Genomic DNA, 21,422 nt, shown 5'->3' with positions numbered 1-21,422 from the left:
AGGGTGCGGGAGCATTTCCGGGCGCGGATAGGATCGCACACATGGCTGAAACCCTGACCTGGTCCGATGTGCTCACCTCTCTGTTGGAGCGCCGTGACCTCAGCGTCTGGGAATCGACATGGGCCATGCGACAGATCATGCGCGGGGACGTGACCGAGGCGCAGCTGGCGGGCTTCCTCATCGCACTGCGGGCTAAGGGCGAGACGATCGACGAGATCGTCGGCTTCCGCGACGCCATCCTCGAAGCGGCGGTGCCGCTTCCCGTCTCGCCGGATGTCCTGGACATCGTGGGCACCGGCGGCGACCGCGTCGGAACGGTGAACGTCTCCACCACGGCCGCGATCATCATCGGCGCGATGGGCATCCCCGTGGTGAAGCACGGCAACCGCGCGGCGAGTTCGTCCTCCGGCTCCTCCGACGTGCTCGGGGCGCTCGGTCTCGAGCTGTCGCTGGATCCGGAATCCGTCGCCTCCATCCTCGACCGCACAGGGATCACGTTCGCCTGGGCGGGGGCCTTCCACCCCGGTTTCCGCCACGCGGGCGCCGTCCGTGCGCAGCTCGGCGTGCCGACGGTGTTCAACATGCTCGGGCCCCTCTGCAACCCGGCGCGGGCGGAGGCCAACGCCGTGGGCGTGGCCCAGATGGAACGCGTTCCCCTCATCACCGGCGTGTTCCGCACCCGGGGTGCGACCGCGCTCGTCTTCCGCGGCGACGACGGGCTCGACGAGCTGACCACCACGGGCCACAGTCGCATCTGGGAGGTCACCCGCGGCGACGTGCACGAGCACGATCTGGATCCCCGCGACCTCGGCATCCGCATCGCCGACCTCTCGGAGCTGATCGGCGGGTCGCCGGAGCACAACGCCGAGGTGCTGCGGCGCACACTCTCCGGAGAGGCGGGGGCGGTGCGCGACATCGTGCTCCTCAACGCCGCAGCCGGCATCGTCGCCTTCGAGCTGGCGCAGGACGCCGGTCAGGTGCAGTACCCGATCCTCGAGCGTCTGCGCAGCGGGTACGAGCGCGCGGCGGCGGCCGTGGACGACGGACGCGCGGCGGCGAAGCTCGACGAGTGGATCGGCGCGAGCCGCGAGCTCGCGGCGAGTTAGGGCGACGATGGACCCGGTCGACGCGCTGCTGGAGATCGCCTCGCTGCTGGAGCGGGAGCGGGCGTCCCGCTACCGCGCGAAGGCCTTCCGCCAGGCAGCGGCGACCTTCCAGTCCCTGCCGGACGACGTGCGGTCGGATCCGACCCGTCTGCGTGCGAGCCGAGGGATCGGCGAGTCGACCTTCGCCGTCATCCGACAGGCCCAGGACGGGCGGGTGCCCGAGTACCTCGTCGAGCTACGCGGAGACGTCGAGCCGGAGATCGCGTCGGAGCTCCGTGCTCGGTTGCGCGGCGACCTGCACGCGCACACCGACTGGTCCGACGGGACGACGCCGATCGGCGTCATGGCGGCGGCGGCCCGGGCGCTCGGGCACGAGTACCAGGCCATCACGGATCACTCGCCGCGTCTTCGCGTGGCTCGCGGCCTGTCGGCCGAGCGCCTGCGGGAGCAGATGCCGCTCGTCCGTGCCGAGTCGGGGGACGGGTTCACCCTTCTCGCGGGGATCGAGGTCGACATCCTCGAGGACGGCACGCTGGATCAGGAGGACTCCCTGCTGGGCGAGCTCGACATCGTCGTGGCCTCCGTCCATTCCAAACTCCGCATGGACGCTCGCTCCATGACGAAGCGGATGCTCGCCGCGGTGGCGCATCCGCGCGTCAACGTTCTGGGGCACTGCACGGGCCGCCTGGTGCAGGGGGACCGGGGAACGCGACCGCAGTCCGAGTTCGACGCGGCCGCCGTCTTCGCCGCCTGTGCGGAGAACGGCGTCGCCGTCGAGATCAACTCGCGTCCCGAGCGACAGGACCCCCCGGACGAGCTGATCGCCGTCGCGTTGGCGGCCGGCTGCCTCTTCTCGATCGACTCGGACGCGCACGCGCCCGGGCAGCTCTCGCTCCTGGATCACGGCGCCGAGCGTGCGGAGCGGGCGGGCGTGCCCGCTTCCCGGATCGTCACGACGTGGGGACTCGAACGGCTCCTGGCCTGGGCCGAGTGATCATCGCCGGGCGAGTGCCGGGGGTGTTGCGGGGCGGCAGCGTCAGGCGACGGCCGCGATCGCGGTGAGCGCACGAGTCATCGACGTGCCGAGATTCCACTTCTCCGCGAGCTCCGCGGCCCGTGCGAGCGTCGCGTCGTCGAGGTTCCCGAGACGCGTGTCCGGCACCGCGATGTCGAGATCGGTGGCGACGGCGACGACCGTCGGTGCGACGTCGAGGTACGGAGCCGCCGCCAGGATCTTCGCGCGGACGCCCGCGCTCATGCCTTCCCCCGCCTCGGCGGCGTCGCGGATGCCGGCGAGATCTCCGTGGGCCTGCAACAGCGTCGCCGCCGTCTTCTCGCCCACACCGGCGACGCCGGGCAGGCCGTCGGACGCGTCGCCGCGCATCGTCGCGAAGTCCGCGTACTGCTGGGGGAGGACCCCGTACTTGGCGACCACCGTCGCGTCGGTCACGACCTCGAGGTTGCTCATGCCGCGCGCCGTGTAGATGACGCGGACGTCCCGGGCGTCGTCGACGAGCTGGAACAGGTCGCGGTCGCCGGTGACGATGTCGACCGGCAGGGGAGAACGCGTCGCCAGGGTGCCGATCACATCGTCCGCCTCGTGCTCGGCGACGCCGACGATCGGGATGCCGAGCAGATCGAGCGTCTGGCGGATGAGCGGGATCTGGGCCTCGAGCGGATCGGGCACCTCTTCGACGTCCGGAGCCCCGGCGACGACCTCGACCACCCGGTGCGTCTTGTAGCTGGGGATCAGATCGACGCGCCACTGGGGGCGCCAGTCGTCGTCCCAGCACGCGACCAGGTGCGTCGGCGCGTAGGTCGAGACGAGCTTCGCGATGATGTCGAGCAGACCGCGGGCCGCGTTCACGGGCGAGCCGTCGGGCGCTTTGACGCTGTCCGGCACGCCGTAGAACGCCCGGAAGTAGAGGCTTGCGGTGTCGAGCAGCATGAGGCGATCGGTCACGGGGACAGTCTGGCATGCACCCCCGACACGGCGCGGTGTGCCCTCGCGGGACCGCTGTCGCAGCATCCGAACTTCTGATAATCTGAAGTGTCACTCGTGGCGTGCACTTGCATGCGCTCGTGACGATCACATCAAATCCACCCGCTGTGAAGCATCCTGTCGGCCGTGCGCGGCCTGTGCTGCCAGCCCGAGTTCCCATTCAACAAGGACAACCCACTACATGACTACCGCAACGACCGCCCCGGCCACCAAGCAGGTCGCCATCAACGACATCGGATCTGCTGAGGACTTCCTGGCCGCGGTCGAGAAGACCCTGAAGTTCTTCAACGACGGCGACATCATCGAGGGCACGATCGTCAAGATCGACCGCGATGAGGTTCTGCTGGACGTCGGCTACAAGACCGAGGGCGTCATCCCCTCGCGCGAGCTCTCGATCAAGCACGACGTCGACCCCAACGAGGTCGTCGCCGTCGGCGATCAGGTCGAGGCGCTCGTTCTCCAGAAGGAGGACAAGGAAGGCCGACTGATCCTCTCCAAGAAGCGCGCCCAGTACGAGCGCGCCTGGGGCGACGTCGAGAAGATCAAGGAGAACGACGGAGTCGTCACCGGCACCGTCATCGAGGTCGTCAAGGGTGGACTCATCGTCGACATCGGCCTCCGCGGCTTCCTGCCGGCCTCGCTCATCGAGCTGCGCCGCGTCCGCGACCTCACGCCGTACCTCGGCCAGGAGATCGAGGCCAAGATCCTCGAGCTCGACAAGAACCGCAACAACGTCGTCCTCAGCCGCCGCGCGCTGCTCGAGCAGACGCAGTCGGAGTCGCGCACCACGTTCCTGAACAACCTGCACAAGGGTCAGGTCCGCAAGGGCGTCGTCTCGTCGATCGTCAACTTCGGTGCGTTCGTCGACCTGGGCGGCGTGGACGGCCTCGTGCACGTCTCCGAGCTCTCCTGGAAGCACATCGAGCACGCCTCCGAGGTCGTCGAGGTGGGCCAGGAGGTCACCGTCGAGATCCTCGAGGTCGACCTCGACCGCGAGCGCGTCTCGCTGTCGCTCAAGGCGACGCAGGAAGACCCGTGGCAGGTGTTCGCCCGTACCCACGCGATCGGTCAGGTCACGCCGGGTAAGGTCACCAAGCTCGTCCCGTTCGGTGCGTTCGTGCGCGTCGCAGACGGCATCGAGGGCCTCGTTCACATCTCCGAGCTCTCCAGCAAGCACGTCGAGCTCGCCGAGCAGGTCGTGTCGGTCGGCGAAGAGGTCTTCGTCAAGGTCATCGACATCGACCTCGAGCGTCGTCGCATCTCGCTGTCGCTGAAGCAGGCCAACGAGTCGGTCGACCCCAACGGCACCGAGTTCGACCCGGCCCTCTACGGCATGGTCGCGGAGTACGACGAGAACGGCGAGTACAAGTACCCGGAGGGCTTCGACGCCGAGACCGGTGCCTGGAAGGAAGGCTTCGACGCTCAGCGCGAGGCATGGGAGCAGGAGTACGCTGCGGCCCAGGCTCGCTGGGAGGCCCACAAGGCTCAGGTCACCAAGGCGGCCGAGGCCGAGGCTGCTGCCGGCGAGGACTTCGGCGGCCAGACCTTCTCGAGCGAGACCGCCGGCGCGGGCACGCTCGCGGACGACGAGGCTCTCGCGGCTCTCCGCGAGAAGCTCTCGGGCGGCAACGCGTAAGCGGATCCTCTCGGAACGGGCCGTCACCTTCGGGTGGCGGCCCGTTCTTCGTCCCGTGCCAGGATGGGAGCCATGCCTCTCATCGCGCTGACCGGCGGCATCGCCTCGGGAAAGTCCACGATCGCGCGTCGCCTCGCCGAGCACGGAGCCGTCGTGGTCGATGCGGATCAGATCGTCCGCGACGTCCAGGCCCCCGGGGGGCCGGTGCTCGAGCAGATCGTCGAGGCGTTCGGCGAGGACGTGCTGACGGCGGAGGGGGCGCTCGACCGTCCCGCGCTGGGCGCGCGGGTGTTCGGCGACGCGGAACTGCTCGGGCGCCTCAACGAAATCGTGCACCCGGCCGTGCGCGCCGAGTCGCAGCGACGTTTCGACCGCGCTTTCGCGTCGGATGCCGAGGCCGTGGTCGTCTATGACGTCCCCCTGCTCGTCGAGGCACGGGTCGACGACCCCTGGAGCCTGATCGTCGTCGCGCACGCCCCGGCGTCCGAGAGACTCCGTCGGCTTGTGGAGCTGCGGGGCATGGATCCGAAGGCCGCAGCGGACCGCATCGCGGCGCAGGTGCCCGACGATCAGCGCTTGGCGGTCGCGGACGTCGTCATCGACACGGCGGGCTCGCTCGGGGAGACCGAGGCGCAGACCGACGCCCTCTGGGAGCGCCTCAGCGTGCGCTGAGGCCGGTCCGTTCGCTCTGGGCATGCGCCCCGCGACCCGGATGTCCGACCCCCGGCCTACGCTGGAGGGATGCAGACCACGCGCAGTGTCCGTCCCTTCGAGGTCATCAGCGAGTACGCCCCGGCCGGCGACCAGCCCCAGGCGATCGCCGACCTCGCGGCGCGTATCAACGCGGGTGAGACCGATGTCGTCCTGCTCGGCGCGACCGGTACCGGAAAGTCCGCGACGACCGCCTGGCTGGTGGAGCAGGTGCAGCGCCCGACCCTCGTGCTCGCCCACAACAAGACCCTCGCCGCGCAGCTCGCGAACGAGTTCCGCGAGCTCCTGCCGAACAACGCGGTCGAGTACTTCGTGTCGTACTACGACTACTACCAGCCCGAGGCCTACGTCCCGCAGACGGACACCTTCATCGAGAAGGACTCGTCGATCAATGCCGAGGTCGAGCGTCTGCGCCACTCCACAACCAACTCGCTCCTGAGCCGGCGCGACGTCGTCGTGGTGTCGACCGTCTCGTGCATCTACGGTCTGGGTGCTCCGGAGGAGTACCTGCGTGCCATGGTGGCGCTGCAGGTGGGGGAGCGGTACGACCGCGACGCGCTCATCCGCCAGTTCATCGCGATGCAGTACAACCGCAACGACGTCGATTTCTCGCGCGGGAACTTCCGGGTGCGCGGCGACACCATCGAGATCATCCCCGTCTACGAGGAGCACGCCATCCGCATCGAGCTCTTCGGCGACGAGATCGAGGCGCTGTACTCGCTCCACCCCTTGACGGGCGAGGTCATCGAGAAGCTGGACGCGGTCCCGATCTTCCCGGCGTCGCACTATGTCGCCGGCACCGACGTGATCCAGCGCTCGATCGGCACGATCGAGCACGAGCTGGAGGAGCGTCTCGCCGAGTTCGAACGACAGGGCAAGCTGCTCGAGGCGCAGCGTCTGCGCATGCGGACCACGTTCGACCTCGAGATGCTGCAGCAGCTCGGATTCTGCTCGGGAATCGAGAACTACTCGCGGCACATGGACGGTCGGATGCCGGGCGAGCCGCCCCATACGCTGCTCGACTTCTTCCCGGACGACTTCCTTCTCGTGATCGACGAGTCGCACGTCACCGTGCCGCAGATCGGCGCGATGTACGAGGGCGACGCCTCGCGCAAGCGCACCCTCGTCGACCACGGCTTCCGGCTGCCCAGCGCAATGGACAACCGGCCCCTGCGGTGGGACGAATTCAAGAACCGCATCGGGCAGACCGTCTACCTGTCGGCGACGCCCGGCAAGTACGAGATGGGCATCGCCGACGGCGTGGTGGAGCAGATCATCCGCCCGACGGGTCTGGTCGACCCGGAGATCATCGTCAAGCCGTCGAAGGGGCAGATCGACGACCTGCTCGAGGAGATCCGGCTACGGGTCGAGCGAGACGAGCGCGTGCTCGTCACCACCCTCACGAAGAAGATGGCGGAGGAGCTCACCGACTTCCTCGGCGAGCACGGGGTGCGGGTCCGCTATCTCCACTCGGATGTCGACACGCTGCGCCGTGTCGAGCTGCTGAGCGAGCTCCGCGCAGGCGTCTACGACGTGCTGGTCGGCATCAACCTGCTGCGTGAGGGGCTCGACCTGCCGGAGGTGTCGCTCGTCGCCATCCTCGATGCCGACAAGGAGGGGTTCCTGCGCTCCGGAACGTCTCTCATCCAGACGATCGGTCGCGCGGCGCGAAACGTCTCGGGCCAGGTGCACATGTATGCCGACAAGGTGACCGACTCCATGGCGAAGGCCATCGAGGAGACAGACCGCCGCCGCGAGAAGCAGATCGCCTACAACACGGAGAACGGCATCGATCCGCAGCCTCTGCGCAAGCGGATCGCGGACATCACCGAGGTGCTGGCGCGCGAAGGAGCGGACACCGCCGACATGATGTCCGGACGCGGCCGTGCGAGCGGCAAGGGCAAGTCGCCGACGCCGAACCTGCGACGCACAGGGATCGCCGCCGAGGGCGCCAAGCAGCTCGAGGCGACGATCCAGGATCTGTCCGACCAGATGCTCGCGGCGGCGAGCGAGCTGAAGTTCGAGCTCGCCGGACGCCTCCGAGACGAGGTGCAGGACCTCAAGAAGGAACTCCGAGCGATGGAGCGGGCAGGGCACGCGTAGCGAGTCGCCCAGGAGGATGCCATGGATGCAGCGGCCGAGGAGCTCGCGGATCGACTCCGCGCGCTGCTGACGATGGGCGACGGGGTCGAGGAGCGACGGATGTTCGGGACTCGCGCCTTCCTCGCCGAGGGCCGCATCCTGGCAGCCGCCCGCCGCGGGGGAGTGCTCCTGGTTCGCGTCCCGCCCGGCGAGGAGGAGGCGTTGCTGGCGCGCCGGGGCGTCTCGCGGGCCGTGATGGGCAGACAGACGATGAGTGCCCGGTGGCTGGACGTGGCGGCCGAGATCATCGCCGACGACGAGCAGTTGATGTTCTGGCTCGACGCGGGGCGCGCCGGGAGCGCATGAGGGCGCTCCCGGGGCTCAGGGGCAGTGCATGATCGGCTTGGGCCCCGAGCGGTCGATCTCGTGCTCGGTCATCGGCGCGCCGCAGAGCGGGCACGCGCGTTCGGCGCGCTCGGCCGCGGTCGGCGGGGGCGTCTTCTCGTAGGGTCCCACCGACGCGGGTCCGGCGAAGCGGATGAGATTCGAGTTCACCCACGAGTAGAGTCCGCCCGCTTCGCGGATCCGGGTGCGGAGCGGGGGACGGTCCGATTCCTTCGACATGTCTATTAGTGTACTAACGATTAGGGCACATGTATCGTGGACCCGTGACCGATCCCGATGCGCTCCTCCGTCTCGAGAACCAGCTCTGCTTCGCGCTGGTCACGGCCGCGCGCAATGTGGTCTCCATCTACCGACCGATCCTCGAGCCGCTCGGCCTCACGCATCCGCAGTACCTCGTGATGCTGGCGCTCTGGGAGCGGGCTCCCCGGACGCTGAACGACCTCGCCGCGGACCTGGCCATGGATCCGGCCACGGCGTCGCCCCTCGTGAAGCGGTTGGAGTTCGACGGTCTCGTGATCCGCGAGCGCAGCGCGGCCGACGAGCGTCGACTCCAGATCGGGCTGACGGATGCCGGGCGCGAACTCCGCGTCCGCGCCCTCGAGGTGCCGCGCCGGGTCATGGAGGCGGTCGGGATGGACGAGGAGCAGATCAGCGTCCTCCGCGACGGCCTGGAGCCGTTCGCCGGCCGGCGCCTCTGAGAACGCTGAGCGCGAACCCCCGGCGGAGCCGATGTCGGTGGCCCCTCGTAGACTTGTCTGGTGCCCATCGTTCCCGTCGCCACCCCCGGAAAACTCAGTGTTCGCGGTTCCCGCGTGCACAACCTCAAGAACATCGACATCGACATCCCCCGCGACTCGCTCGTGGTCTTCACCGGTCTCTCCGGTTCGGGAAAGTCGAGCCTCGCCTTCGACACGATCTTCGCCGAAGGCCAGCGCCGCTACGTCGAGTCCCTGAGCGCTTACGCGCGCCAGTTCCTGGGGCAGGTCGACCGTCCGGACGTCGACTTCATCGAGGGGCTGAGTCCCGCGGTGTCCATCGACCAGAAGTCCACCAACCGCAACCCGCGATCGACCGTCGGCACGATCACCGAGATCTACGACTACATGCGGCTCCTGTGGGCGCGCATCGGCGTGCCCCATTGCCCCGAGTGCGGGGCCAAGATCCAGCGCCAGACCGTCCAGCAGATCGCCGATCAGCTCATGGAGCTGCCGGAGCGGACGCGGTATCAGATCGTCGCGCCGATCGTGTCCCAGAAGAAGGGCGAGTTCGTCGACCTCTTCCGCGAGCTGGGAGCCAAGGGCTACTCGCGCGCGATCGTCGACGGCGACCTGATCCAGCTGGCCGAGCCGCCGACGCTGAAGAAGAGCTACAAGCACGACATCGCCGTCGTGGTCGACCGTCTGGTCGCCTCCGACGACATCCTCGGTCGGGTCACCGACTCGGTCGAGACGGCGCTCGGACTCGCGGGCGGCGTCATGCAGGTCAACTTCGTCGACGAGGAGGGCGACGACGCCTGGCAGTCGTTCTCCGAGAAGCTCGCGTGCCCGAACGGGCATGCCCTGACCCTCACCGAGATCGAGCCGCGCACCTTCTCCTTCAACGCGCCCTTCGGCGCGTGCCCCGCGTGCTCCGGCCTGGGCACCCGCATGTCCGTCGATGTCGATCTGATGCTCGGCGACGAGGACCTCTCGATCCGCGAAGGCGTCATCATCCCCTGGACGACCCAGGGGAAGGGCTTGTTCCAGTACTACGAGCGGCTGCTCGAGGGACTGGCTCGAGACCTCGACTTCTCTCTCGACACCCCGTGGAACCAGCTCCACTCGGACGTGCAGAACGCGGTGCTCCGAGGCGAGAACTACAAGGTCACGGTCAAGTGGAAGAACCGCTACGGCCGGGAGATGCGCTACGCCTCCGGGTTCGAGGGCGTCGTGCCGTACATCGAGCGTCAGTACCTGCAGGCCGAATCAGACACCCAGCGCAGCCGGTGGGGCGAGTACCTCCGCGAGGTGCCCTGCCCGGTGTGCGACGGGGATCGTCTGAAGCCCGAGGTGCTCGCCGTGCAGGTGCACGGTCACTCGATCGCCGAGGTCTCGCACCTCAGCCTCAGTGATGCTCGCGAGTTCATGGAGGCGCTCGTCCTCACCGAGCGCGAGGCGAAGATCGCCGCGCAGGTGCTGAGGGAGATCCGGCTGCGCCTGGACTTCCTGCTCCAGGTCGGGCTGTCGTACCTCAACCTGAGCCGCTCGGCCGGCTCGCTCTCGGGCGGCGAGGCCCAGCGGATCCGGCTCGCGACGCAGATCGGCTCCGGCCTCACCGGTGTCCTCTACGTTCTCGACGAGCCGTCTATCGGGCTGCACCAGCGCGACAACCGGCGCCTCATCAACACGCTCATCAAGCTCCGCGATCTGGGCAACACCCTGATCGTCGTCGAGCACGACGAGGAGACGATCGAGGCGGCCGACTGGGTCGTCGACATCGGCCCGGGCGCCGGTGTGAACGGCGGAGAGGTCGTCCACTCGGGCCCCTACGAGGCCCTGCTCGCGGACCGCTCGTCGATGACGGGGGAGTACCTGTCCGGGCGTCGCGAGATCGCGGTCCCCGCGAAGCGCCGCAAGCTCGATCGCAAGCGCATGATCCAGGTGGTGGGAGCACGCGAGAACAACCTCAAGAACGTCGACGCGTCGTTCCCGCTCGGGGTGCTCACCGCCGTGACCGGCGTCAGCGGGTCCGGCAAGTCGTCCCTGGTGAACGACATCCTCTACCAGGTGCTCGCATCCCGGCTGAACGGCGCGCGCACGGTTCCGGGCAAGCACAAGCGCGTGACGGGCCTCGACAACCTCGACAAGGTCGTGCACGTCGACCAGGCCCCGATCGGGCGGACGCCCCGGTCCAACCCGGCCACCTACACCGGCGTGTTCGACCGCATCCGATCGCTCTTCAGCGAGACGCCCGAGGCCAAGGTCCGCGGGTACCTGCCCGGTCGGTTCAGCTTCAACGTCAAGGGCGGTCGCTGCGAGGCGTGCTCCGGCGACGGCACGATCAAGATCGAGATGAACTTCCTCCCCGACGTGTACGTCGACTGCGAGGTCTGCCACGGCAAGCGCTACAACCGCGACACGCTGGCGGTCCACTACAAGGGCAAGAACATCGCCGAGGTCCTCGAGATGCCGATCGAGGAGGCCGCCGAGTTCTTCGAGCCCATCCAGGCCATCCACCGGTACATGAAGACGCTCGTCGACGTGGGTCTCGGCTATGTCCGGCTCGGCCAGTCCGCGACCACCCTGTCGGGCGGTGAGGCGCAGCGCGTGAAGCTCGCGACCGAGCTCCAGCGCCGCAGCAACGGACGCAGCATCTACGTGCTCGACGAGCCGACCACGGGTCTGCACTTCGAAGACGTCCGCAAGCTCCTCGAGGTGCTGAACGGTCTGGTCGACAAGGGCAACACGGTCGTCGTCATCGAGCACAATCTCGACGTCATCAAGTCGGCCGACTGGGTCATCGACCTCGGCCCCGAGGGGGGCTCCGGAGGCGGCGAGATCCTCGCCACCGGCACGCCCGAGCAGATCGCTCGCGTCGAGGAGAGCCACACCGGCCAGTTCCTCGCCGAGATCCTCGGGGAAGGTCGCGCGGCGCGGAAGGCCAGCTAGTGGCCGACGTCCTCCCTTACCGGCCGAAGACGGGGGAGATACCCACCGACCCGGGGGTGTATCGCTTCCGCGACGCCGACGGGCGGGTGCTGTACGTCGGCAAGGCGAAGAATCTGCGTCAGCGGTTGTCGAACTACTTCGCACCCCTGCGCACCCTCCACGAACGAACCCGGCGGATGGTGACGACGGCCGCGTCCGTGGAGTGGACGGTCGTGCCCACGGACGTCGATTCGCTGCAGCTCGAGTACATGTGGATCAAGGAGTTCGATCCGCCCTTCAATGTGCGCTACCGCGACGACAAGTCGTATCCCTTCATGGCCGTGACGCTCGCCGACGAGGCGCCGCGCGTCATCGTGACGCGGAACCACAAGATCCCCGGGGCGCGGTACTTCGGTCCGTATCCGAAGGTCTGGGCGGTGCACGAGACCATCGACCTGATGATCAAGGCGTTCCCGATCCGCACCTGCAGCGACGCCAGCTACAAGCGCGCCATGCAGACGGGGCGACCGTGCTTCCCCGGCCAGATCGGGAAGTGCGGCGGACCGTGCTCCATGACGGTCACGATCGAGGAGCATCGGGCGATGGTCGACGACTTCGTCGCCTTCATGGCCGGAGGCGATGAGCGGTTCACCCGCGAGCTGCGCCGGCGGATGCTGGACGCCTCCGCCGCGATGGACTACGAAGCCGCCGCCCGATACCGCGACAAGCTGACCGCCATCGAGGCCGTGCTGGGCAAGAGCGCGCTGGTGCTGCCCTCCGATGAGGACGCCGACCTGTTCGGCATCGCGGAGGACGAGCTCGCTGCGGCCGTGCAGCACTTCGTGATCCGCGGAGGGCGCGTTCGAGGCGTGCGCGCGATGACCATCGAGAAGGAGATCGACATCTCCGGCTCCGAACTGGTCGACCAGGTGCTTCAGCGGGCGTACGGCGACTCCCAGGACATCCCTCGACGCATCCTTGTCCCGACCCTCCCGGACGACGCTCCCGAGCTCGAATTGTGGCTCCGCGAGCGTCGGGGCAAGAAGGTCGAGGTCACGGTCGCGCAGAGGGGCCAGCGCGCCGATCTCATGCGCACCGCCACCCTGAACGCCCAACAAGCGCTGATCCGGCACAAGACCCGGCGCACCAGCGACTACGTCGCCCGCACACAGGCGCTCACCGATCTGCAGGAGGCGCTGGGCATGGAGGAGGCGCCGCTCCGCATCGAGTGCTTCGACATCTCGCACCTCGGCGGCACCAACGTCGTGGCGTCGATGGTCGTGTTCGAAGACGGCCTGCCCCGGAAGGATCAGTATCGGTCCTTCGGCATCGCGGAGACCACCGACGACACCGACTCCATGTACCAGGTGCTCCGTCGTCGGCTCGCCTATCTCGACCGGCCGGACCCGGTCGCGGCGGAGGGCGAGGATGCGGCAGGCGACGGGGAGGAGATCGCTCGGCGCAAACCGCGGTTCGCCTACCGGCCGCAACTGCTCCTCGTGGACGGCGGGAAGCCGCAGGTCGAGGCGGCAGCGAGAGCGCTCCGAGACGCCGGCCACCCGGAGATCACGGTCTGCGGCATCGCGAAGCGGCTCGAGGAGGTCTGGCTGCCGGGCGAGGACTTCCCGGTCATCCTTCCGCGCACCAGCGAGTCGCTGTATCTGCTGCAGCGCCTGCGCGACGAGGCGCATCGCTTCGCCATCACGCATCAGCGCAAGAAGCGGAAGAACGACATCACCACCGTCCTCGCCGAAGTGCCGGGCCTCGGCGCCGCTCGCATCAAGGTGCTCCTCAAGCACTTCGGCTCCGTGACCGCGCTGCGAGCCGCAGAACCCGGGGCCATCGAAGAGGTGCAGGGCATCGGCCCGGTGCTGGCTCAGAACATCCATACCCACCTCTCGACTCGCTAGGCTGAAAGCTGCATCGAAGAGGGAGCGTTGAGAACGATGACCGAGTCCGAAAAGGGCGAGTTCCTGATCGTGACGGGCATGTCCGGCGCGGGGCGGACGACCGTCGCGAACGCCCTCGAGGATCTCGGCTGGTACGTCGTCGACAACCTGCCCCCGCAGATCCTCCGCCCCCTGATCGATCTGACGGACCTCGGCGGCGACGCGCTGCCGAAGGTGGCGGCCGTCGTCGATGTGCGCGGACGCAACCTGTTCGACGACTTCCCCGGAGTGGCGCGCGTGCTGCGCACCCGGGGATCGGTGCGGGTCCTGTTCCTGGACGCCTCGGACGACGTGCTCGTGCGGCGGTTCGAGGCGGTCCGTCGCCCGCACCCGCTCCAAGATGGCGGCACGCTGCTCGACGGCATCCGCGGTGAGCGATCGCGGCTGGCGCCCATCCGCGAGTCGGCGGACATCGTCATCGACACGACGAACCTCAACATCCACCAGCTCGCGACCCAGGTCTCGGAGCTCTTCTCCGATGACGGGCAGGCTCGGCACCGGCTCACCCTGCTCAGCTTCGGCTTCAAGTACGGGCTGCCGACGGACGTCGACCTCGTCGCCGACATGCGCTTCCTGCCCAACCCGTTCTGGAACGAGGAGCTGCGCGGCCTCACCGGTCAGGACGAGTCGGTCCGCGACTACGTGCTGTCACGCGAGGGCGCGGCCGAGTTCCTCGATGCGTACGCGGCAGCGCTGACACCCGTGCTGGAGGGGTACCAGCGCGAGAACAAGAGCCACTCGACGGTCGCGATCGGGTGCACGGGCGGCAAGCACCGCTCCGTCGCCATGTCGGAGGAGCTGGCGCGGCGGCTGTCGGCCATCCCGGGCGTCGCCGTCAACGTCCGCCACCGCGACCTGGGGCGTGAGTAGGCGCTCGCCCAGCCGGTAAGCTGGACGTTTGCGTCGCGATCCGGCGCGTGAACGAAAAAGGAGTCTCGTGGCACTCACCACCGACGTCAAGGCCGAGCTGGTCAGCATCCGAAACGCACCGCCCACGGTGCGCGTCGCGGAGGTGACCGCGATCCTCCGGTTCGCCGGTGGCCTGCATTCGATCGCCGGTCGTGTGGCCGTCGAGGCCGAGGTGGATGCCGAGACCCTCGCGCGCCGCGTCGCGCGCGATCTGGCCGAGATCTACGGCGTGCGTCCCGAGATCGCGCAGGTCCAGTCCAGCACCGCGAACGACGGTGCCCGCTGGGCTGTCCGCGTGATCGAGTCGGGGGAGACCCTCGCCCGTCAGACCGGTCTGCTCGACCAGCGTCGGCGCCCCGTGCGCGGACTGCCCAACCGACTCACCACGGGATCGCGTTCGGAGCTCGCCGGCCTGTGGCGCGGCGCCTTCCTGGCCGCCGGGTCGCTCAGCGAGCCCGGACGCTCGGCGATGCTCGAGGTCGTGTGCCCGTCGTCGGAGGCGGCCATGGCGCTCGTCGGCGCCGCTCACCGTCTCGGCGTCGCGGCCAAGGCGCGCGAGGTGCGCGGCATGCCCCGCGTGGTCGTCCGCGAGGGGGAGGCCATCCGGGCGATCCTGGCCGAGATGGGCGCCCACCGGACCGCCGTCGCGTGGGAGGAGCTCCGTCAGCGCCGCGAGGTGCGCGCCGGGGTCAACCGCCTCGTCAACTTCGACGACGCCAACCTGCGCCGCTCCGCCCAGGCCGCCGTCGCCGCCTGCGCCCGCGTCGAGCGCGCCCTCGAGATCCTCGCCGACGAGGTGCCCGATCACCTGAAGGTCGCGGGGGAGCTGCGTCTCGCGCACCGCGACGCCAGCCTCGACGAGCTCGGGCACCACGCGGACCCGCCGCTGACGAAGGATGCCGTGGCGGGTCGCATCCGCCGCCTGCTCGCGATGGCCGACAAGCGCGCGCAGCAGGAGGGCATCCCCGGCACCGAGGCCGCGGTGCCGGCCGGTCTCGACGTCTAGGAGCAGACGAAGCGACGGCATCCGTCGACGAGCCGATCCCCACCCCGGGGGTCGGCTTTCTTCGTCACCGCGGAAGGATCGGGTCCCGCCCCGCGTTGTCGTCAGTAGGATGAGAAACACGTCTGCTCCACGCCGCACTTCGGTGGCGCGGAGGATCGGCAAGCGCCGCGGCGCGGCGCGGATTGGATGAAAGCGATATGGCGACCTACACGCTCCCCGACCTCCCCTACGACTTCGCAGCCCTCGAGCCGCACATCAGCGGCAAGATCATGGAGCTGCACCACGACAAGCACCACCAGACCTACGTGACGGGCGCGAACACGGCGCTCGAGCAGCTCGCCGAGGCGCGCGACTCCGGCAACCTGGCGAACGTGAACAAGCTCGAGAAGGACCTCGCCTTCAACCTCGGCGGCCACGTCAACCACTCGATCTTCTGGACCAACCTCTCGCCGAACGGCGGCGGGCAGCCCGAGGGCGAGCTGAGCGCAGCGATCGACGAGTTCTTCGGCTCGTTCGAGAAGTTCCAGGCCCACTTCACGGCCGCAGCCACCGGCATCCAGGGCTCCGGCTGGGCCGTCCTCAGCTGGGACCCGATCGGCGCCCGCCTGATCATCCAGCAGCTGTTCGACCAGCAGTCGAACACGGCCCAGGGCACCGTGCCGCTGTTCCAGCTCGACATGTGGGAGCACGCCTTCTACCTCGACTACCTGAACGTCAAGGCCGACTACGTCAAGGCCGCGTGGAACATCGCCAACTGGGAGAACGTCGCCCAGCGGTTCCAGGTCGCCCGCGAGCAGACCGCAGGCCTGCTGGTACTGTCGTAAACAAGACGGGCGTCCCGACGGACGCGTGATCCGTCGGGACGCCGTCGTCCATGCTTCTCCCGCAGAAACCGCGCATCCGCGCATGAGAAATCAGGAGACCTGAGTGTCTGTCAAGATCGGTATCAACGGCTTCGGCCGTATCGGACGCAACTACTTCCGCGCGGCTCTCGCGCAGGGAGCGGACATCGAAATCGTCGCGGTCAACGACCTCACCGACAACAAGACCCTGGCGCACCTGCTGAAGTACGACTCGATCACCGGGCGTCTCGACGCCGAGGTGAGCTACGACGAGAACAGCATCACCGTCAACGGCAACGAGATCAAGGCGTTCGCGGAGCGCGACCCCGCCAACCTTCCGTGGGGCGAGCTGGGCGTCGACATCGTCATCGAGTCCACCGGCTTCTTCACCAAGGCCGAGCTGGCCAAGAAGCACCTCGAGGCCGGTGCCAAGAAGGTGCTGATCTCGGCACCCGCCACCGGTGACGACGCGACCATCGTCATGGGCGTGAACGAGGACACCTACAACCCGGAGACGGATCACATCATCTCCAACGCCTCGTGCACCACCAACTGCCTCGCGCCGCTCGCGAAGGTGTTCAACGACGCGTTCGGCATCGAGACGGGTCTCATGACGACGGTCCACGCGTACACCGCCGATCAGAACCTGCAGGACGGCCCGCACGGCGACCTCCGCCGCGCTCGCGCCGCAGCGATCAACATCGTCCCGACCTCGACCGGCGCGGCGAAGGCCATCGGCCTGGTCCTGCCGGAGCTCAAGGGCAAGCTCGATGGCTTCGCGCTCCGCGTTCCCGTTCCCACCGGCTCGATCACCGACCTGACGATCACCACCGCGACGCCGGTCACGATCGACGAGATCAAGGCCGCGTACAAGGCCGCAGCCGAGGGACCCCTCAAGGGCATCCTCAAGTACACCGAGGACGAGATCGTCTCCAGCGACATCGTCACCGACCCGCACTCGTCGATCTTCGACGCCGGCCTGCTCCGCGTCATCGGCAACCAGGTCAAGCTCTCCAGCTGGTACGACAACGAGTGGGGCTACTCCAACCGTCTCGTCGACCTGACCGAGTACGTGGCAGAGCGTCTCTGAGACTCGCGTCATGACTCTGCGCACCCTGGATTCCCTGGGTTCGCTCGAGGGCAAGCGCGTCATCGTCCGTTGTGACCTGAACGTCCCCCTGCGGGACGGGGTCATAACGGACGATGGCCGTGTACGCGCCTCGCTGCCGACCCTCAACGCCCTGATCAACGCCGGCGCGCGCGTCGTCGTCTGCTCGCACCTCGGCCGCCCCGAAGGGGCGCCCGATCCCCGATACAGCCTCGAGCCGGTCGCCCAGCGCCTGTCGGAGCTGCTCGGCAAGCCCGTCGCCTTCGCACGCGACACCGTGGGGGAGTCGGCCGCGGAAGCCGTGGGCTCCCTCGGCGACGGTGAGGTGGTCGTGCTGGAGAACCTCCGCTTCAACGCGGGCGAGACGTCGAAGGACGACGCGACGCGCGCCTCCTTCGCCGAGAAGCTCGCGAAGCTCGGCGACGTGCTGGTCTCGGACGGGTTCGGAGTGGTGCACCGCAAGCAGGCGAGCGTGTACGACCTCGCTCAGCTGCTGCCGTCGGCCGCCGGTCTGCTCATCGCGACCGAGCTCGAGGTGCTCGACCGGCTGACCGAGAACCCGGAGCGCCCCTACGCGGTGGTGCTCGGAGGGTCGAAGGTCAGCGACAAGCTCGGCGTCATCTCCCACCTTCTGCCGCGGGTCGACCGGCTGCTCGTCGGCGGCGGGATGCTGTTCACCTTCCTCAAGGCCCAGGGCCACGACGTGGCGTCCAGCCTGCTCGAGGAGGATCAGCTCGACACGGTCCGCGGCTACATCCGCGAGGCCGAGGAGCGCGGCGTGGAGCTCGTGCTCCCGACCGACGTGGTGGTCGCCGCATCGTTCAGCGCGGACGCCGACCACGAGGTCGTCGCCGCCGACGCGATCGAGTCGACCGCCTTCGGTGCATCCGGCATCGGACTGGACATCGGTCCGGAGACCGCGGCCCGATTCGCCGAGGTCATCCGCGGATCGAAGACGGTGTTCTGGAACGGTCCGATGGGCGTGTTCGAGTTCCCGGCCTTCGCCAACGGCACCCGTGCCGTCGCGCAGGCACTCACCGAGGTTGACGGCCTGAGCGTCGTCGGCGGCGGGGATTCTGCGGCAGCCGTGCGTCAGCTCGGCTTCGACGATGAGCGGTTCGGTCACATCTCGACCGGCGGCGGCGCCAGCCTCGAGTTCCTCGAGGGCAAGAAACTACCCGGCCTGGAGGTGCTCGGATGGGCCTGAACGCCCGTACCCCGCTGATCGCGGGCAACTGGAAGATGAACCTCGACCACCTGCAGGCGGTCGCGTTCGTGCAGAAGCTGCACTGGACGTTGAAGGACGCCAAGCACGAGGACGGATCGGTGGAGGTTGCGGTCTTCCCGCCGTTCACCGACATCCGCAGCGTGCAGACGCTGATCGACGCCGACAAGATCCCCTTCGCGCTGGGCGCGCAGGACGTGTCGGCGCACGACTCGGGCGCGTACACCGGGGAGATCTCGGGCGCCTTCCTGGCGAAGCTCGATGCGAAGTACGTCATCATCGGCCACTCGGAGCGTCGGGAGTACCACTCCGAGACCGACGAGATCGTCGCGGCCAAGGTGAAGGCGTCGCTCACGCACGGCCTCGTCCCCGTCATCTGCGTCGGAGAGACCGCGGAGGACCTCGAGGAGTTCGGCGCGAGCGCCGTTCCCGCGGGTCAGCTCAAGACCGCTCTGCAGGGTCTGCCAAGCACCGCGGACATCGTGGTCGCGTACGAGCCGGTCTGGGCGATCGGCTCCGGCCAGGCGGCGACGCCGCAGCAGGCGCAGGACGTGTGCGCCGCCCTGCGTGCCGTGGTCGCCGAGGTCCTCGGCGACGAGGCGGCCGCCCGCACGCGCATCCTCTACGGCGGCTCGGTGAAGGCGGCGAACATCGCCAGCTTCATGCGCGAGCCCGATGTGGACGGCGCTCTGGTCGGCGGGGCGAGCCTCGTCGTCGACGAGTTCGCCGCGATCATCCGCTTCGAGAAGCACGTCGGCGTGTGAGTGCAGCGGGGTTCCGGCCCCGCTGCACCGTATACTTGACCGTTACGGGGGCGCTCCTGCCCCAGCGAAAGGCTTTTCCTCGTGGCAATTCTCGAGTTCGTCCTGCAGGTGGTGCTGGGTATCACCAGCGTCCTGCTGACTCTTCTCATCCTGCTCCACAAGGGTCGCGGTGGCGGCCTCTCCGACATGTTCGGCGGCGGCATGTCGTCCGCCGTGGGCTCTTCGGGGCTTGCCGAGCGCAACCTCAACCGCTTCACCGTCGTCCTGGCGCTGGCGTGGTTCGTGGCGATCGTCGCTCTCGGCCTCATCACGAAGTTCGAGGTGATCTGATGGCTACCGGTGGCAACGCTATCCGCGGCACCCGCGTCGGCTCCGGCCCGATGGGGGAGCAGGACCACGGCTACCACGCCGACCGCATCGCGGTGTCGTACTGGGACGGTCTCGGCAACGAGACGGTCCGCTATTTCGCTGCGGGGCTGCCCGACGACGAGATCCCCGAGATCATCGACCACCCGCAGTCCGGTCTGCCGGCCGGCCGCGACAAGGAGAACCCTCCCGCGCTGGCCAAGAACGAGCCGTACAAGACGCATCTTGCCTACGTGAAGGAGCGTCGGACGGACGAAGAGGCCGTGCAGCTGCTCGAGGACGCTCTCACCCAGCTGCGCGAACGCCGCGGCCAGTAGCACTCGGGTCAACCAGCAACTCCGACGAGAAGGGCCGCCACGGCATCGTGGCGGCCCTTCTCGTACCCGTCAGCGGCAGCCGGCGGCGGCGTCGATGTAGCTCTGCGGCGGCGCGCCGTACGCCCAGGTGCCGTTCGCGTCGTCCGAGAAGCCCATGCTGATCGCCCAGGCCGTCGCCCACGCCTCGATGCTCTCCTGGGTGGAGGAGTCGTACATGTCCTCGCACTTGACGCTGATGGCGTGACCCACCTCGTGGGCCACGAGGGCCTTGCTCCATGGCTGAGGCCACTGCTCGGCCACCGAATCCGAGAGCAGGATGACCGCGCGGTCCGGCTCTTCCCACCACCAGGTCGTGTAGCCGCCCATGCTGTCGCTTCCGCCGTAGCCGTTGACGATCGGCGCCCAGTCGAACTCCAGCAGCACGCCGGGTGCGAGCGACCGCGCGAACGCCTCGACCTCGAGGCGCGCGTTGAGCAGCGGCCCCTGCTTCTCGGCCATCTCCGCATCCTGCGACGCGGCGACCTGCGCTGCCGCGGTCTGGAGAGAGGTGAACCGGTCCACGGCGTCCTCGTCGAACGTCTCGACGGCCGTGGCGTCTTCCGCGGCGTAGCGGAGGTCGATGACATCGAGGTTCTTGGCCGAGATGTGCGCCGCCTCGAAGGCCGGGGCGGCTGCAGCAGCAGAGGAGAGCACGGTCACGCCCGCCTCGGTGAGGGATTCCTCGGCGTCCGCAAGGGTCGGCGACTGCCCGGAGATGTCGGAACGGAGCTCGTCCGCGTCGGCCGATTCCGCGTCCAGCCCGTCGGCGGCGCCGAACAGCTCCCAGAACCATCCGGGCTTCTCCCCGGCAGAGGGGATGGTCTCACCGACGAGCTCCTCCGCGGCGCCGGTGGCGGTCTTCGCCTCGTCCACGGCGGCCGTGAGATCGTCGAGCGGAACGCCGTCCATCAGAAGCCCGGTGTTGTTGGCCAGAAGCCGGTCCGCCGCCGCGGTCGTCGCCTGCAGATCGGCGGTCTCGGTCTCGAGGCCGCGCTGCGCGGAGACGGCGTCCGCTCGTGCCGTGTCATGTGCCTCGGCTGCCGCATCGAAGCGCAGGTTGGCCCCGAGCTGGACGCCGGCGACGGCGAGCACCGCGAGGACGACGCCGAGGATGCCGAGCACGAGGCCGGGCCGACGACGTCGGCGGCGCCGGATGCCGTCCCCGCCGGAGAATCGGGCGGGCAACTGGTGCCACCCGGGCTGGATCGGCGGCGCGCCGTGCGCCCGGTCTGCGTCGCTCATGGCGTCCCCCTCTGTCGGCGCCGACGCGCCGACAACGCCTCGATTCTAGGAGAACCGCCGCATCCGTGGCGAGACGCAGAAGGCCCC

Annotated in this window: 20 protein-coding genes; 17 read left to right on the top strand and 3 right to left on the bottom strand. The window is 68.7% G+C overall.

Annotated elements, in window-relative coordinates:
• The first annotated feature begins 41 nt into the window (after window positions 1-41).
• Together trpD and AB3M82_RS12155 are read left to right on the top strand one after the other, a co-directional pair.
• A complete protein-coding gene (trpD, locus tag AB3M82_RS12160; protein WP_412958203.1) occupies window positions 42-1,106 on the top strand; it encodes an anthranilate phosphoribosyltransferase in 1,065 nt (354 codons plus the stop codon).
• Window positions 1,107-1,113: 7 nt separating this feature from the next.
• On the top strand, window positions 1,114-2,100 hold the full coding sequence (locus AB3M82_RS12155; RefSeq protein ID WP_412958202.1) for a PHP domain-containing protein: 987 nt from the start codon (window positions 1,114-1,116) through the stop codon (window positions 2,098-2,100).
• A gap of 42 nt (window positions 2,101-2,142) precedes the next feature.
• Here AB3M82_RS12155 and AB3M82_RS12150 read toward each other — a convergent pair whose 3' ends face one another.
• Window positions 2,143-3,069, bottom strand: coding sequence for a 5'-3' exonuclease (locus tag AB3M82_RS12150; protein ID WP_412958201.1), 927 nt, complete (start codon window positions 3,067-3,069; stop codon window positions 2,143-2,145).
• Window positions 3,070-3,289: 220 nt separating this feature from the next.
• On the opposite strand from AB3M82_RS12150, the gene rpsA reads away from it, so the two are divergent.
• From rpsA to AB3M82_RS12130, 4 genes are all read left to right on the top strand, one after another.
• Window positions 3,290-4,744 (top strand): 30S ribosomal protein S1, encoded by a 1,455-nt coding sequence (gene rpsA, locus AB3M82_RS12145; RefSeq protein ID WP_412958200.1) that lies wholly within the window; start codon window positions 3,290-3,292, stop codon window positions 4,742-4,744.
• Window positions 4,745-4,816: 72 nt separating this feature from the next.
• On the top strand, window positions 4,817-5,416 hold the full coding sequence (coaE, locus tag AB3M82_RS12140) for a dephospho-CoA kinase (RefSeq protein ID WP_412958594.1): 600 nt from the start codon (window positions 4,817-4,819) through the stop codon (window positions 5,414-5,416).
• Between the two features lie 69 nt (window positions 5,417-5,485).
• Entirely contained in the window at window positions 5,486-7,558 is a 2,073-nt protein-coding gene (gene uvrB, locus AB3M82_RS12135; RefSeq protein WP_412958199.1) for an excinuclease ABC subunit UvrB, read from the top strand.
• Between the two features lie 21 nt (window positions 7,559-7,579).
• Window positions 7,580-7,903 (top strand): TfoX/Sxy family protein, encoded by a 324-nt coding sequence (locus AB3M82_RS12130; protein ID WP_412958198.1) that lies wholly within the window; start codon window positions 7,580-7,582, stop codon window positions 7,901-7,903.
• A gap of 15 nt (window positions 7,904-7,918) precedes the next feature.
• On the opposite strand, the gene AB3M82_RS12125 is transcribed toward AB3M82_RS12130, so the two are convergent.
• On the bottom strand, window positions 7,919-8,161 hold the full coding sequence (locus tag AB3M82_RS12125) for a hypothetical protein (RefSeq protein WP_412958197.1): 243 nt from the start codon (window positions 8,159-8,161) through the stop codon (window positions 7,919-7,921).
• A 44-nt stretch (window positions 8,162-8,205) separates the two neighbouring features.
• Here AB3M82_RS12125 and AB3M82_RS12120 point away from each other — a divergent pair, with 44 nt between their 5' ends.
• The 11 genes from AB3M82_RS12120 to AB3M82_RS12070 all read left to right on the top strand — a co-directional run bounded on the left by AB3M82_RS12120 (window position 8,206) and on the right by AB3M82_RS12070 (window position 20,054).
• The gene (locus AB3M82_RS12120; protein WP_412958196.1) at window positions 8,206-8,640 is read left to right on the top strand and encodes a MarR family winged helix-turn-helix transcriptional regulator; all 435 of its coding nucleotides are present in this window, start codon (window positions 8,206-8,208) and stop codon (window positions 8,638-8,640) included.
• 60 nt (window positions 8,641-8,700) lie between these two features.
• Entirely contained in the window at window positions 8,701-11,589 is a 2,889-nt protein-coding gene (gene uvrA / locus AB3M82_RS12115) for an excinuclease ABC subunit UvrA (RefSeq protein WP_412958195.1), read from the top strand.
• Window positions 11,589-13,478 carry an excinuclease ABC subunit UvrC gene (gene uvrC, locus AB3M82_RS12110; protein WP_412958194.1) on the top strand — a complete coding sequence of 630 codons (1,890 nt, stop codon included), beginning with the start codon at window positions 11,589-11,591 and terminating at the stop codon, window positions 13,476-13,478. The genes uvrA and uvrC overlap by 1 nt, the downstream gene beginning before the upstream one ends.
• A 36-nt stretch (window positions 13,479-13,514) precedes the next feature.
• Window positions 13,515-14,387, top strand: coding sequence for an RNase adapter RapZ (gene rapZ, locus AB3M82_RS12105; protein WP_412958193.1), 873 nt, complete (start codon window positions 13,515-13,517; stop codon window positions 14,385-14,387).
• A gap of 67 nt (window positions 14,388-14,454) precedes the next feature.
• Window positions 14,455-15,432, top strand: a complete 978-nt coding sequence (gene whiA, locus AB3M82_RS12100; protein WP_412958192.1) for a DNA-binding protein WhiA — start codon at window positions 14,455-14,457, stop codon at window positions 15,430-15,432.
• Between the two features lie 197 nt (window positions 15,433-15,629).
• Window positions 15,630-16,256 carry a superoxide dismutase gene (locus tag AB3M82_RS12095; protein WP_412958191.1) on the top strand — a complete coding sequence of 209 codons (627 nt, stop codon included), beginning with the start codon at window positions 15,630-15,632 and terminating at the stop codon, window positions 16,254-16,256.
• 103 nt (window positions 16,257-16,359) lie between these two features.
• Window positions 16,360-17,364 (top strand): type I glyceraldehyde-3-phosphate dehydrogenase, encoded by a 1,005-nt coding sequence (gap, locus tag AB3M82_RS12090; protein ID WP_412958190.1) that lies wholly within the window; start codon window positions 16,360-16,362, stop codon window positions 17,362-17,364.
• A gap of 10 nt (window positions 17,365-17,374) precedes the next feature.
• The gene (locus AB3M82_RS12085; protein WP_412958189.1) at window positions 17,375-18,589 is read left to right on the top strand and encodes a phosphoglycerate kinase; all 1,215 of its coding nucleotides are present in this window, start codon (window positions 17,375-17,377) and stop codon (window positions 18,587-18,589) included.
• Window positions 18,580-19,371, top strand: a complete 792-nt coding sequence (tpiA, locus tag AB3M82_RS12080; protein ID WP_412958188.1) for a triose-phosphate isomerase — start codon at window positions 18,580-18,582, stop codon at window positions 19,369-19,371. The genes AB3M82_RS12085 and tpiA overlap by 10 nt, the downstream gene beginning before the upstream one ends.
• Before the next feature lie 81 nt (window positions 19,372-19,452).
• The gene (secG, locus tag AB3M82_RS12075; RefSeq protein ID WP_247622132.1) at window positions 19,453-19,701 is read left to right on the top strand and encodes a preprotein translocase subunit SecG; all 249 of its coding nucleotides are present in this window, start codon (window positions 19,453-19,455) and stop codon (window positions 19,699-19,701) included.
• Window positions 19,701-20,054 (top strand): RNA polymerase-binding protein RbpA, encoded by a 354-nt coding sequence (locus tag AB3M82_RS12070; RefSeq protein ID WP_412958187.1) that lies wholly within the window; start codon window positions 19,701-19,703, stop codon window positions 20,052-20,054. Before secG ends, AB3M82_RS12070 begins: the two co-directional genes overlap by 1 nt.
• A gap of 69 nt (window positions 20,055-20,123) precedes the next feature.
• Here the strand turns inward: AB3M82_RS12070 and AB3M82_RS12065 are convergent, their stop codons facing one another.
• Entirely contained in the window at window positions 20,124-21,335 is a 1,212-nt protein-coding gene (locus tag AB3M82_RS12065; RefSeq protein WP_412958186.1) for a hypothetical protein, read from the bottom strand.
• Window positions 21,336-21,422: the final 87 nt, after the last annotated feature.

Source organism: Microbacterium californiense, assembly GCF_047246625.1.
Taxonomy (GTDB): Bacteria; Actinomycetota; Actinomycetes; order Actinomycetales; family Microbacteriaceae; genus Microbacterium.
Note: the sequence above shows the minus strand (reverse complement) of the source record. Positions and strands in the feature narration are given on the sequence as shown.

Excerpts from the sequence above, each read along its gene's own strand:
- trpD (WP_412958203.1), top strand. The coding sequence starts at position 42 with ATGGCTGAAACCCTGACCTGGTCCGATGTGCTCACCTCTCTGTTGGAG.
- AB3M82_RS12155 (WP_412958202.1), top strand. The coding sequence starts at position 1,114 with ATGGACCCGGTCGACGCGCTGCTGGAGATCGCCTCGCTGCTGGAGCGG.
- rpsA (WP_412958200.1), top strand. The coding sequence starts at position 3,290 with ATGACTACCGCAACGACCGCCCCGGCCACCAAGCAGGTCGCCATCAAC.
- coaE (WP_412958594.1), top strand. The coding sequence starts at position 4,817 with ATGCCTCTCATCGCGCTGACCGGCGGCATCGCCTCGGGAAAGTCCACG.
- uvrB (WP_412958199.1), top strand. The coding sequence starts at position 5,486 with ATGCAGACCACGCGCAGTGTCCGTCCCTTCGAGGTCATCAGCGAGTAC.
- AB3M82_RS12130 (WP_412958198.1), top strand. The coding sequence starts at position 7,580 with ATGGATGCAGCGGCCGAGGAGCTCGCGGATCGACTCCGCGCGCTGCTG.
- AB3M82_RS12125 (WP_412958197.1), bottom strand. The coding sequence starts at position 8,161 with ATGTCGAAGGAATCGGACCGTCCCCCGCTCCGCACCCGGATCCGCGAA.
- rapZ (WP_412958193.1), top strand. The coding sequence starts at position 13,515 with ATGACCGAGTCCGAAAAGGGCGAGTTCCTGATCGTGACGGGCATGTCC.
- AB3M82_RS12095 (WP_412958191.1), top strand. The coding sequence starts at position 15,630 with ATGGCGACCTACACGCTCCCCGACCTCCCCTACGACTTCGCAGCCCTC.
- AB3M82_RS12085 (WP_412958189.1), top strand. The coding sequence starts at position 17,375 with ATGACTCTGCGCACCCTGGATTCCCTGGGTTCGCTCGAGGGCAAGCGC.
- tpiA (WP_412958188.1), top strand. The coding sequence starts at position 18,580 with ATGGGCCTGAACGCCCGTACCCCGCTGATCGCGGGCAACTGGAAGATG.
- AB3M82_RS12070 (WP_412958187.1), top strand. The coding sequence starts at position 19,701 with ATGGCTACCGGTGGCAACGCTATCCGCGGCACCCGCGTCGGCTCCGGC.
- AB3M82_RS12065 (WP_412958186.1), bottom strand. The coding sequence starts at position 21,335 with ATGAGCGACGCAGACCGGGCGCACGGCGCGCCGCCGATCCAGCCCGGG.